Genomic DNA, 13,582 nt, shown 5'->3' with positions numbered 1-13,582 from the left:
GTTTTTTTGGTTTAGATTGGTTTAGAATTACCCTCGTTGTATTTTTGCCCTACATGAGATATTCCACCATTCCCTTGGCCCAGACCATTATTTTGCATTGTAAGGCAAAAGGTATCCAAAATATCGTTATCTCTCCGGGTTCGAGAAATGCTCCTTTGACCATTGGGTTTTCTGAAAACCCTTTTTTTAAATGTTTCAGCATTGTAGATGAGCGTTGTGCTGCTTTTTTCGCACTTGGGATTGCACAGCATTTACAGGAACCGGTCGCCCTGGTATGTACTTCGGGCAGTGCTCTTTTAAACTATTATCCCGCTGTTGCCGAGGCCTTTTACAGTAATATTCCCCTTATCATCATTTCTGCGGATCGGCCCGGTTATAAGATAGATATCGGAGATGGGCAGACGATACGTCAGGACGATGTTTTTCATAGGCACATAGGATGCTCGGTAAATTTAAGACAAGACGTTTCACATGCAGTGGAAAAGGTAAAAAAATATGCATCGGATTTAATTACCGAAAATGCCATTGAAAATACCCAGGAAAAAATCCAATCTTTCAATGATACTAGTTTAAATGAAGCCATAAACTTGGCATATGTCCATAAAACCCCAGTACATATTAACGCCCCCTTCGAGGAGCCCTTGTATGACTTTATCGATGAAGGTACGGTACAACCCAATATAGTCTTCAACAAGCAAAAAAATCTACTCCCAGGCTTGGATTTAGAGCCCTTAACCTCAATTTGGAAAACTGCTAAACGTAAGCTGGTGCTGGTAGGGGTAAGTCAACCAAATAGCATTGATCAAAAGGTTTTGGATATATTGGCCAATGACCCTTCCGTAATCGTTTTTACGGAAACAACATCAAATCTACATCACCCCAATTTCTTCCCAAGTATAGATACCTTGGTTGCGCCCATAGAAAAGTTAGACCAAAAGGATGATTTGTTTAGAAAGTTGCAACCGGAGATTCTGCTCACTTTTGGGGGGTTGATCGTTTCAAAGAAAATCAAGGCATTTTTACGGAAGTATAAGGCCGAACATCATTGGCATATTGACAAAATAAAGGCCTATGACACTTTTTTTTCACTCTCCCATCACATAAAACTGGACCCTAACCGCTTTCTAAAAGTCATACTGTCGGATGTATATGAGGAAAATACGAAAGGGAATTATCGCGATTACTGGCAGAATATCAAGGAAAATTTTAGATCAAAGAGACTGGAATATATACACCGGATCCCATTTTCCGATCTCTTGGCTTTTTACTATATAGGTAGCAGTGTACCAAGGGATTATCAATTGCATTTGGCCAATAGTTCCACCATTCGCTACACTCAGCTTTTTAATTGGCATCCTTCCATAAAAATGTTTTGCAACCGAGGTACCAGCGGCATAGACGGGAGTACATCAACAGCAATTGGAGCCTCTGTATATAGTAAGAAACCTACTTTGTTAATTACCGGAGATCTGAGTTTTTTTTATGACAGTAATGCTTTATGGAACGGACATATCCGACCCGATTTTAGAATACTACTGATAAATAATGGCGGAGGTGGAATTTTTAGGATTTTACCAGGGCGGGAAGATACTCCGAATTTTGAGACCTATTTTGAAACTGTCCAAAATTTGGATGCGAAACATATCTGTAATTTGTATGGTTTTGAGCATACCGAAGTGAGTGGGTCTAAGGACTTGGAAAATGCATTGAAGTTTTTTTATGCACAGTCCGATAAACCTAAATTATTGGAAGTTCGCACTCCAAGATTATTGAACGATAAAATTTTGCTCGGTTACTTTGATTTTTTATCTTCGGATTTTATTAACCATTAATTTATAGAACACTAACTATTATGAGCAGTAAAAGAGACGAATTGATAGCTAAGTATGCCGCGGACATCAAGGAAAAATTTGGCGAAACAGCGGACATGGATTTATTGACCAAAGTTACCATTGGACTGGGTCCTGCCATTTACAATTTGGATGCTTCCAAAGTTTCCGGAGCGGACGACAAGGAATTGGAAACCGTTAAGAACAATTATCTGGTAAAAAAGTTGGGTTTAGCGGATGGGCCTGAATTGATGGATGCCGTTAAGACCGTGGTGGATAAATATGGTAGCTCCGTAAAAAGCAAATACAGAGCGGTTGTCTACTATATGTTATGTAAACATTTTGACAAAGCTTCAACGTATAACTAATAGCTTGTTATATAAGCATTAGAAGCCGTCCGCCAATTGGCGGACGGTTTTTTTTATAGAATTTTTAAACGCTACTTTTACATCATGTTTCTACTTGGAAAATTTAATAGCCTTCAAATTTTAAGGGATACCAGCGTGGGACTTTTTCTGGGCGATGATGAAGGCAATGAGATACTTCTGCCAAACAAATATGTACCTAAAACTTATGAAATAGGGGAAGAACTTGAAGTTTTCTGCTATCTGGATCATGAAGAACGCCCGATTGCAACAACCTTGCAACCTGAAATAATGAGGGGCGAGTTCCAGTTGTTGCAAGTAGCCGAGGTAAACGAATTTGGAGCTTTTATGGATTGGGGCCTGGAAAAACATCTTTTGGTACCGTTTAGGGAGCAAAGGTCAAAAATGAAAGAGGGCCATTGGTACGTGGTGTTTTGTTATCTCGATACGAAGACCCAACGTTTGGTAGCATCCAATAAATTGGACAAGTTTTTGGATAATGAGGATTTATCCATAAAGGAAAGGGAAGTAGTGGATTTGATTTTTACGCGAAGTACAGATTTGGGCTGGGAGGTAATAATTAATAATCTGCATAAAGGATTGGTCTATTCCAATGAAGTCTTCAAAAGAGTAGCTATAGGAGACAATACCAAAGGCGTTATTAAACGCATACGACCTGACAATAAAATTGATGTATCACTTCAACCTATGGGGGTCAATGTCCTAGAACCCGCAGCAAACAAGATTTATGAGACCCTCCTGCAGAATGATGGCTTTTTGGCACTTCATGATAAATCAGATCCTGAAGATATCAAAGCGACACTTCAAATGAGCAAAAAGACATTTAAGAAAGGTGTGGGGACATTATACAAAGCCCGAAAAATAGAAATAAAAGAAAATGGCATTCAGGTTATTTGAGTATAAATTTTGAAACGAATTTTCTTTAACGAAATGAAAATCAATTCACTATATCAATTTAACCACAGTTTTCCTTTCCTATGCCACCAAAAGTTATATTTTTGCAACAAAGGATATAAGACCTTTTTAACATTAAAGTATTTTGGTTAACTTTAACACAAGATATACCCCATAAAACTATACGCTGCATGCCATTCATTGAAGAAAGCGATTTACTGGAATTGCACAAGGATATCGACAAGGCTCAGATAATCAATGAACGTCTTCTAGATCAAATAAAGTTCAAGAACAAGGAGCTTAAAAAAAGTAAGATACAGCGAAACGTCTTGGCCGGCGTTACGGGACTTTTCCTTATCGGGACCCTTGCCATTACATCTTTTACGGCTGGCCTAAGTAGTTCCAACGGTTTTGAAAAACAGGAAAACTTGCTGGTTTCCATTGATAGTTTGGATGCGATAAAAACACGTATAGATAATCTTAAATTACAAAATCAGGAGCTTAGTCTGGTGAATGAATTTTATTTGGCCAAGAAATTTTTGGAAAAAGAAAAGATTTATTCCGTTCAGATCAAATCTTTCGTTGACAATAATGTAACGCTTGCTTCAAAGGCGCTTACAAATACCATGTTTGTTAAGACCAACCCGTTTTATTCGTATTCCTTGGGGAATTTTGAGACTTTGGAAGAAGCCCAAAAATTTAGAAAACAGCTGGTAGATCTTGGTTTCCAGGATGCTTTCGTTGCCTCTTACCAGGATGGCAAGAGAATCCAAATAGAAGACCCCTATTAAAGAAGTTTTGCCAAAAACTAAAATTTGGTTGGATGCCTTACGCTTAAGGACCCTACCGCTATCGGTATCTGGTATCATTGTAGGAACAACCTTGGCCAATCTTTATGGAAAAGTAGATGTTCTAGTATTCGTTTTGGCACTTTTTACCGCAATAGGATTCCAGATTACGTCAAATTTGGCCAATGATTATGGCGACGGGATTAAAGGTACGGACAATGAGTCTCGGATAGGGCCAAAACGTGCTTTACAAAGCGGACTGCTGTCCAAGGAGGAATTGAAAAAAGGAATCGTTATATCAAGCGTTCTTAACCTTTTTTTGATTCTCGTCGTGGTTTACACTGCATTTGGAAAAGAACAAATAAGTTACCTCTTGCTCTTTATAGTGTTGGGCGCAGCAAGTGTTTGGGCCGCTATAAAGTATACTGTGGGATCTTCTGCCTATGGGTATAAAGGAATGGGAGATCTTTTTGTTTTTATCTTCTTCGGTTTGGTTGCTGTCCTGGGGTCCATGTTCCTAAACACTCAGGTTCTTCATTTAGAAGCTCTCTTGCCGGCCTGTACCATAGGCTTTTTAAGTGTAGGTGTTCTTAACCTCAATAACCTAAGGGATTATGAATCCGATGCGCAAGCGGATAAGAACACCCTTGTGGTGCGAATTGGATTCAAAAATGGTAAGACCTATCACGCATTGCTTTTGTTCAGTGCATTTGCGACATTACTTTGGTTTGTTTTACTGAACTTTACAAATTGGTACCATTTTCTTTCCTTAGTACTATTCGTACCAATTTTTGTTCATATGCTTCGTGTTTATAAAACAGATGCCCCCGTCCTATTGGACCCGGAACTTAAGAAATTGGCCCTAAATACTTTTGCTCTCGCCATCATATTCTATATCAGTTTTAATAATTTTTTGTAATTTTGAGTCTAACCATCTAAACCACAACTACTTTGGAACAACCTATAAAAATTCTTATTGTAGAGGACAATGTTATCATTGCGGACGATATGCAATCTATGCTAGAAGAGATTGGTTATGAGATTGTTGATAACGTAATAGTATATGAGCAAGCGGAAGAAGTTTTAAGGACACAGCAGGTTGACCTGGTCTTGATCGATATTATACTTGCCTCCGACAAAACAGGAATCGATTTGGGCAAACATATTAGGGAGAACTATGACATACCCTTTATTTTTGTGACCTCAAATTCTGATCGTGCCACCGTAGAAAATGCCAAGACGGTTAAACCCAATGGGTATTTGGTAAAACCATTTGAACAACAGGATTTATATACTTCCATAGAAATTGCGCTTTCCAACTTTACCTATGGTACTGGTAAAACGGCCTCTGAAGAGAATGGAGCCGTAGAAGCCCCAATGTCAAATTCAGTCTTAAAGGACTCCATTTTTGTTAAAAAACAACACTTGTATTACAGGATACAATTTGGAGACATACAGTTCATAAAGGCGGATAATGTTTATTTGGAAGTAAATACCGTGGATAAAAAGTTTTTGGTAAGGTCCCCGCTAAAGGACTATTTAGAGAAATTACCGAAGAACAAATTCTACAGGGCCCATAAATCCTATATTGTGAATGTGGATCATATAGATGCCATAAACTCCAAGGATATTATGATAAACAATACCCTAATTCCAATATCTAAAGATTTCAAAGAGTTTATCATTTCTGCAATGAACTCTTAAAATCTTTCATTTTATACGGAAGTGGAAGACATGTGGCACATGTCTTCTTTTTTTATAGCGGTTTATAGCTTGGACACAACAGTTTTCAGCTCCTTCACAACATTAATTTTGCCTCTGTCTTAAAGTGAATTACTTTAGTCCTGTATTAATTTACAAGCTTCAATTGAATTAATAGTTTTTTCATTTTCATATAGTGTTCTCGTAAAAGAGTCGTGTCTTAATGGCAGGGCTCTTTTTAGTTTTTGTATGGTTTTCTATTTTCAAGAAACTGCAAATTGAAGTACAATATTTTCTTTTAGAAATTTGGGCTTATGTGACTTCGGCCAAATGCTCAAAAAATCGGATGAAATACGCCCCTGGAATGATATTCTAATTTTCACAACAAAAAACGGGGGTTACACAACAATAATCAAAAAGGATGGCCTTCATACAATATTTTTGAACCGTCCTTAGGACACCCCAAAACTTATCATTTTATTTTTTGATGTAATTGCATGGAGGCTTTATATGTTAATAGGGTTTTTTCGCGTATATGTGGTCTTATTTTAGCCTTAATATCAACGTTCTGCTCAAATCTATTTTAGATTATGGTTAAAAAAAGAATTTGAGAACAATCAGTGTAGTAAAAAAGACGTTTTTACAATAATGGAGACGTACCAAACTGTTGTTTTGGTTTACAACAAAAATTTCGCAGGACCGGACTATAACGGTATGTTTGGTTTTGTTCCCGTACTATGATATGAAAAATCTGCTTGGCCCAACCTTATTAGTATTCTTCCATTGTCTCTTTTGCATTAGTTCTATGGTTTCTCAAGATTCCACTGAAACTGATGAAGGTCTTTTTGTAAAATTTCAAAACAAGGAAACGCTCGAAGAAAGATTCGAGTTCTTTTTTGATGCTCCAAATCGTTATTTGGAGAATTCGGCATATGATTGGCTGGATACGGTAAATGTATTTCTTAACAATGCTCAAAAACAAGAAGATACAACCGCGGTAAAGCAATACAAACTTATGCAATCCCAAATATATTATGACATTGGGGATTATGATAAGAGTCTTGCCATAAACAAGGAATTGTATGCCAAAAAGGAAGGCCTTGATCTGGATACCAGAACCATTCTTTTGAATCTCATGGACGAGAACTATTCCAAATTGGAACTTTACGCGGAACAAATAGATATTCGGAAGGAAAAGAAGGAATTGGGAATTACGGAAAACATCGCTTTTTATGACATTTATTCCAATTTAGGATTACATCGCAAGGCCATGGACGATTACTTCGAACACGTTAAAAAAACCGTGGACGAAAAGGACTATTTTGCCCAGGCCGAATTCTACAATAATGTCGGAACCTACCTAAGGTTGGACAAATCCACACCTACCTCTCTGAATTCCTATAAAAAAGCCAAAGGTTTCATAGATGTTTTTTTGAACGATGTAACCAAGATTAAATCTGAGGCGGAGGTACAAGAGGCAAACCTTTTAAGTAGTAAAATACGTGGAAACATTGGAAAATGTCACCTGCAATTAGGAGAATACGAGGATGCCATTCCTTTTTTGGAGCAGAGTATCGAAGAAATGACCGAGTATACCAAAGGTTTGTATTCTGCGGATATCATCGAAAATCGTCTGGCCATTGCCGAATGCTACTTGCAATTGGCGGATCTGGAAAAGGCTACGGACTTTTTGAGTGATGATATGCAGCTAAGGAAAACAGAGAACAAAATAAAAAAGAATAGATTGCTGTCCATTTATTATGAAAGGACCGACGACTATAAAAACGCCTCATTTTATTTGCGAAAGAACATTCGAATCAACGATTCCATAAGTATCAATGAATCAGAATTAAGAAAGCAACAATTGGCCACGGTCATGGCTGAGGAAAAGGCAAACACACGATCTATAATGGCAGCCCAAAAGCAGGCTTTGGAGGAGCAGCGCAGTGAAATGATAGCACAGGACGAACGGATAAATCTAGTGTTCATTTCCTTGATTTTCACACTATTGGGATTTGCAGGTTTGGTTTATGCCTATCTAAAAAGTATAAAGAACCAACGGTTGATCGCAGAACAGAAACATATAATTGAAAATTCCCTGGTAGAAAAGGATTCACTTCTTAAGGAAATACATCATAGGGTTAAAAACAACCTACAAATGGTCTCCAGCCTATTGAGCCTTCAAACTAAAAATACACGAAGTAAAGCGGCTATAGAGGCCCTTGAAGAAGGAAAAAGTAGGGTAAAGGCCATGGCGTTGATTCATCAAAAACTCTATCAGAACGATGACCTTTCGGTAATCGAAATGCAGGGGTATATCGAAAGCTTAATTAACAGTGTACAATCGGTCTATAAAAAAGGCGGACATAATATCAATATTACAATAGACGCCGAAGGTGTAGAACTGGATATTGATAGAGCTATCCCTTTTGGGCTCATTTTGAACGAACTAGTCTCCAACTCCTTTAAATATGCCTTTCCCTATGACGAGGAAAATGGCAAAATTTACATCCACCTGAGAAAAATGGGTGACAAAGAAGGCTTTTTTGAGTACTCGGACAACGGGGTCGGTCTACCGGAAGATACCGAGGAACGAACCAACTCCTCTATGGGGATACGATTAATGAACCGTTTGGCCAATCAGCTACAGACCAAATTGAACATTGATAAAACAGCGGAAGGGGTTCGCTTTTGGTTCAATTTTAAATAAATTTGGAGAGTAACCTAAACTCTTCAATAATGAAATTTACTTTTTTGGGCCACGCTTCTTTGCTCATTGAGACTAAAGACAAAACACTTTTAGTAGACCCTTTTATCACGGGCAATGAAAAGGCATCTGGTAAAATAAACATTGATGACCTTAATCCGAATTACATATTAGTGACTCACGCGCATCAAGACCACACTTTGGATGTGGAACAAATTGCCAAAGCTTCAGGTGCGACTATAATAAGCAACTATGAAATTGCGGTACACTATCAGAACAAAGGTCTTGAGGCGCACCCTATAAACCACGGCGGTCAATGGAATTTTGATTTTGGACGATTGAAATACGTAAACGCCATTCATACTTCTTCCTTTCCGGATGGTTCCTACGGTGGGCAGCCAGGTGGATTCATTCTCTCAGCGGAAAACAAGGAAATCTATATTGCCGGGGATACGGCATTGACCATGGATATGAAGCTGATTCCTATGAAAACAAAATTGGATTTGGCCGTTTTGCCCATTGGCGACAACTTTACAATGGGTGTAGACGATGCTATTCTAGCTTCGGATTTCATTGAGTGTCCTGAAATATTGGGCTACCATTTTGATACTTTTGGATATATTGAAATTGACCATGGAGAAGCCAAAAGAAAGTTCAAGGAAGCGGGTAAAACACTCCATTTATTGGATATAGGACAGGAATTGACCGTTTGATACTCTTCTTATTTTTGGTAAACTTTAAGGTGTTTCCATCATCTATGACCCCAAAAATATGTCTAAATTTGGGCGTAACGGATGAAAGCCAGGTATAAAAAACATATTCTCAATTTTAAACGTCCCAGTGGCACTTCGCGGGGCATACTAACCCAAAAGGAGACTTGGTTTCTTATCTTGGAAGAAAATGGAAAATTGGGGATAGGGGAATGTGGACTATTACGAGGCCTAAGTGTAGACGATGTGGTGGGTTATGAAGATAAGCTCCAATGGATTTGCGATAACATTTCTTTGGGCAGGGAAACCCTTTATGAGGAATTAAAACTCTTTCCCAGTATCCAATTTGGTATAGAACAGGCTTTTATTTCCTTGAGATCCAAAAATTCTCTCGAACTTTTTGAATCCCCTTTTACAAGAGGAGAAAGCACAATCCCCATCAATGGCCTTATTTGGATGGGAGATGCAGGTTTTATGTATGAACAGATCCAACAAAAATTGGTGGAAGGCTTTTCTTGCATAAAAATGAAAATTGGGGCCATCGATTTCAATAAAGAAATAGAGCTTTTGGAATCTATTCGCAAAAGATATTCGAAAGCGGATATTGAACTTCGAGTAGATGCCAATGGCGCCTTTGGGCCAAAAGAGGCATTGGAAAAACTTCAAATCTTGTCCAGTTATGACCTACATTCCATAGAACAACCGATTATGCCAGGTCAATACCTGGAAATGAAAAGGTTGTGTAAAGATTCTCCCTTGCCTATTGCTTTGGACGAAGAATTGATCGGAATTTTTGAACTTAAGGAAAAGAAAAAGTTGTTGCAGATCATCCAGCCACATTATCTTATCTTAAAGCCCAGTTTGATTGGAGGTTTTAAGGGCAGTGAAGAATGGATAGCCTTGGCCAATGAATACGATATTGACTGGTGGGTAACCAGTGCCTTGGAAAGCAATATAGGCCTTAATGCCATTGCACAGTGGACGTTTACCTTTAACAACCCAATGCCCCAAGGATTGGGCACCGGAAGTTTGTTTACTAATAATTTTAACTGCCCATTGGCCGTAAAAGACGGCCAATTGGGTTATGGAAATGATAAATATTGGGAAACCAATTTAATCGAGAACTTATGTATGTAGAACAAGGGTACAAAGGAGAAATAGGTATTTGGAAATATTTTTTGATCCCTTTGGGCTTCATTGGGCTCATGGTACTCAACTACTTGGCCATAGTGCTTTTGGACTTGGATATTGAAGCCATAATGGAGGCGGAAATTAACAGGAAAGGAGCCAACCGATTTTTAATTGAGATGCTGATTCCCTTTATAGTCGGTCTTGCCTTGTTGTTTCTCTGGGTGAAGTTCATTCACAAACAGACACTAACCTCATTAACGACTTCCAGACAAAAAATAGATTGGAAACGGGTTTTCTTTGCCTTTGCACTTTGGTCAACTATTACCATAGTAATAACCGGAATAGATATTGTGGTGGCCCCAGAGGACTATATCCTTAATTTCAGATGGGAGCCATTTTTGTATTTGCTGATAATAGCCATATTACTGATTCCCATACAAACCAGTTTCGAGGAATATTTGTTTCGGGGCTATATGATGCAAGGAATAGGTATTATGGCAAGAAATCGGTGGGTACCATTGTTCATTACATCCGTTTTGTTCGGGTTGATGCATTTGGGAAATCCGGAAGTGGGTAAATTGGGCTACGGTATTATGGTCTATTACATCGGTACTGGTTTCTTCTTGGGGATTATGACTTTAATGGACGAAGGCCTGGAATTGGCTTTGGGTTTTCATGCATCCAATAACTTGGTAACGGCACTTTTAATAACGGCAGACAGTACGGCTTTTCAGGTGGATGCCATTTATAAAAACGTGGCCGAACCGGATTTGGGGTTTGACGCCTTTTTGCCAGTTTTTGTGGTCTTTCCCATACTTCTATATATCTTTTCCAAAAAGTACCAATGGAAAAATTGGAAGCAACGATTGGCCGGCCCCATCTTATCTCGAGAAGAGTTTTTCACATCTAATAATGACGAAACCCAAGTATAGCGACATTCACTTTAGGTTTAAGTTTAATGGCTTTCATCCATCCGTAGATGAACTAAAGGAGATAGGATATAGCTTAATAAAGGAGGGTGCACTTTTTGAACAGGCCATTGGGGATTTTTTGTTGGATTGGCTTGATGAAAAGCCAGATGTTAAAGTTAAGACTTCTGGTTCCACGGGAATACCAAAATCGATTCTTCTCAAGAAAAGCCAAATGGTGAATTCCGCCTTGGCCACCGGAGATTTCTTCGAACTGGAACCGGGAAGTTCTGCATTGCTGTGTTTGCCCTGTGATTTCATCGCCGGGAAAATGATGTTGGTACGTGCCATGGTTTTGGGTCTTGAACTCCATTATGTAGAACCTTCCTCAAATCCGTTGGAATACAATACCAATTCCTATGATTTCTGTGCAATGGTACCGTTACAACTGGAAAAATCATTGGGTCGGTTAAAACGAATACGAATAGTATTGGTTGGAGGTGCCTCGGTATCGAATACATTGAAGAAAAAAGTAGAACATGAGTCCACTACTATTTTTGAGACCTATGGAATGACGGAAACCATAACCCATATAGCGGTTAGAAAAATACACTCTGCAATCCCTTCAAAAATAGTGGAAACCTCTTTCCAAACGCTTCCTGGGGTAACCGTTTCCACAGACTCTAGGGACTGTCTTGTTATTGATGCACCGGACGTTTGTGATGATAAGGTAATTACCAATGACTTGGTACATCTTATTTCAAAAACCGAATTTATATGGTTGGGGCGGTATGATAACGTAATCAATTCTGGAGGCATAAAACTGATTCCAGAGCAAATCGAGGCCAAATTGTCCCAAATAATTACAGATCGATTCTTTGTCGCAGGATTGCCTGATGAGAAGCTGGGGCAAAAATTAGTATTGCTTGTTGAAGGTGAAACGGATACCGATTACTTTTTACAAGAAATCATATCTTCTGGGGTTTTGGATAAATTTGAAGTTCCGAAGGCCATTTATGCGGTTTCAAAGTTTAGCGAAACGGATAATGGAAAAATCCTAAGGCATGAAACATTAAAAATACTTTGAAATCACCAACCTAAGATTTTTACTAATTCTTATAAAAAAAAATGTTCTATGAAAAGTAAGTTATCTCTTTTTTTCTTCCTGCTATATCTATCTCTGTTTTCTCAACAAATCCTCCCGGAAATCGAAAGGGCCAAAGTAATAGATGAGATTCTGGCCGATCGTTTCAATAATCTCTTGCCCCAACTGATGGACGAAACGGATATTGACATGTGGATACTGATTTCAAGGGAATATAATGAGGATCCCGTGCTACGTACCATGTTACCAGCCACCTGGTTGAATGCTCGCAGGCGCACCATTTTGGTTTTCTATAGAGACAAAACGCAAAACACGATTGATAAATTGGCAGTAGCCCGTTACAATGTTGGGGATAATATCCTATCCGTTTGGGATAAGGAAAAGGAACCCGAACAATGGAAGCGTTTGATGCAATTGATCGAGGAAAGAAATCCAAAGAAAATTGGGCTCAACTTTTCCAAGGACCATAATATTGCGGATGGCCTGGATAAGACCGACCATGAGGAATTCATGCAGAATTTACCAAAAAAGCATCACAAAAAAGTGATTTCGGCAGAGCAATTGACGGTTGGATGGATAGAGACCCGGACCGCTCGTGAAATGATTATTTACAATCAGTTGGTGGATATAACGCATGACATCATAGCGGAAGCATTTTCAGAAAAGGTCATAACCCCAGGAGTTACAACGACCACAGATGTAGAGTGGTGGATGCGTCAAAAAGTGACGGATTTGGGACTAGAAACTTGGTTTCATCCTACCGTTGATGTACAACGGACCAGCGAGGAAATTGTGAGTCACCTATATTCCTTTTCCAATCGCCCTGAGGATATGGTTATTCTGCCCGGCGATTTGCTGCATTGCGATTTTGGGATCACCTACTTACGTTTAAATACCGATTGCCAAGAATTGGCCTATATACTTAAGCCTAAGGAAAAGGAAGCACCTAAATTCCTGCAAGACGCTTTAAAAGAAGGGAATAAGGTTCAGGATTTCCTGACCGAAAATATGATTGTGGGCCGTACAGGAAATCAGATTTTAGCCAAGGCCTTACATGACGGACGTGAAGCAGGGCTACGCCCTGCCATTTATACCCATCCCTTGGGATCTTACGGGCATTCCGCGGGCACCACTATAGGTATGTGGGATGCACAAGACGGGGTTATGAAAGCCGATGGAGAAAATTATCCGTTACGGCCCAATACGGTCTATGCCATAGAGCTAAATACAACGGTAACCATTCCAGAATGGAAACGGGACATCCGGATTATGTTGGAAGAGGCCGGGTTCTATGGTGAGGATGGATTTAGATATGTGAATGGAAGACAAACGAAATTACTCCTTATACCAAGGGTAGAGGAACATCTAGGAGAATAGTATTTGGCATTGTTTTTGTGGTTTTTTTTCTATATATTTAGTAAAA

General features: G+C 38.9%; 12 protein-coding genes. All 12 read left to right on the top strand.

Features of this window, described 5'->3' with window-relative positions; translation table 11 throughout:
- Positions 1-53: 53 nt before the first annotated feature.
- Positions 54-1,832: a 2-succinyl-5-enolpyruvyl-6-hydroxy-3-cyclohexene-1-carboxylic-acid synthase gene (gene menD, locus ACP2AF_RS16955; RefSeq protein ID WP_425237334.1), complete on the top strand. Its 1,779-nt coding sequence runs from the start codon at positions 54-56 to the stop codon at positions 1,830-1,832.
- Between the two features lie 20 nt (positions 1,833-1,852).
- Positions 1,853-2,197, top strand: a complete 345-nt coding sequence (locus tag ACP2AF_RS16950; protein WP_425237333.1) for a DUF2853 family protein — start codon at positions 1,853-1,855, stop codon at positions 2,195-2,197.
- An 84-nt stretch (positions 2,198-2,281) separates the two neighbouring features.
- Entirely contained in the window at positions 2,282-3,112 is an 831-nt protein-coding gene (locus tag ACP2AF_RS16945; RefSeq protein WP_425237332.1) for a CvfB family protein, read from the top strand.
- A 188-nt stretch (positions 3,113-3,300) separates the two neighbouring features.
- Entirely contained in the window at positions 3,301-3,900 is a 600-nt protein-coding gene (locus ACP2AF_RS16940; RefSeq protein ID WP_120711611.1) for an SPOR domain-containing protein, read from the top strand.
- 7 nt (positions 3,901-3,907) lie between these two features.
- On the top strand, positions 3,908-4,816 hold the full coding sequence (menA, locus tag ACP2AF_RS16935) for a 1,4-dihydroxy-2-naphthoate octaprenyltransferase (protein WP_425237331.1): 909 nt from the start codon (positions 3,908-3,910) through the stop codon (positions 4,814-4,816).
- A 32-nt stretch (positions 4,817-4,848) separates the two neighbouring features.
- Positions 4,849-5,601, top strand: a complete 753-nt coding sequence (locus ACP2AF_RS16930; RefSeq protein ID WP_425237330.1) for a LytR/AlgR family response regulator transcription factor — start codon at positions 4,849-4,851, stop codon at positions 5,599-5,601.
- A gap of 802 nt (positions 5,602-6,403) precedes the next feature.
- A complete protein-coding gene (locus ACP2AF_RS16925) occupies positions 6,404-8,308 on the top strand; it encodes a sensor histidine kinase (RefSeq protein WP_425237329.1) in 1,905 nt (634 codons plus the stop codon).
- Positions 8,309-8,337: 29 nt separating this feature from the next.
- The gene (locus tag ACP2AF_RS16920; protein ID WP_425237328.1) at positions 8,338-9,018 is read left to right on the top strand and encodes a metal-dependent hydrolase; all 681 of its coding nucleotides are present in this window, start codon (positions 8,338-8,340) and stop codon (positions 9,016-9,018) included.
- Between the two features lie 81 nt (positions 9,019-9,099).
- Complete coding sequence (locus ACP2AF_RS16915; protein WP_425237327.1) at positions 9,100-10,152, top strand: o-succinylbenzoate synthase; 1,053 nt, start codon at positions 9,100-9,102, stop codon at positions 10,150-10,152.
- Entirely contained in the window at positions 10,143-11,078 is a 936-nt protein-coding gene (locus ACP2AF_RS16910) for a lysostaphin resistance A-like protein (protein ID WP_425237326.1), read from the top strand. The genes ACP2AF_RS16915 and ACP2AF_RS16910 overlap by 10 nt, the downstream gene beginning before the upstream one ends.
- A complete protein-coding gene (locus ACP2AF_RS16905; protein WP_425237325.1) occupies positions 11,059-12,141 on the top strand; it encodes an AMP-binding protein in 1,083 nt (360 codons plus the stop codon). The genes ACP2AF_RS16910 and ACP2AF_RS16905 overlap by 20 nt, the downstream gene beginning before the upstream one ends.
- 48 nt (positions 12,142-12,189) lie before the next feature.
- Positions 12,190-13,536 carry a M24 family metallopeptidase gene (locus tag ACP2AF_RS16900; RefSeq protein ID WP_425237324.1) on the top strand — a complete coding sequence of 449 codons (1,347 nt, stop codon included), beginning with the start codon at positions 12,190-12,192 and terminating at the stop codon, positions 13,534-13,536.
- The last annotated feature ends 46 nt before the right edge of the window (positions 13,537-13,582 follow it).

This window comes from Ulvibacterium sp. (genome assembly GCF_965248315.1).
Taxonomy (GTDB): domain Bacteria; phylum Bacteroidota; class Bacteroidia; order Flavobacteriales; family Flavobacteriaceae; genus Ulvibacterium.
Note: the sequence above shows the minus strand (reverse complement) of the source record. Positions and strands in the feature narration are given on the sequence as shown.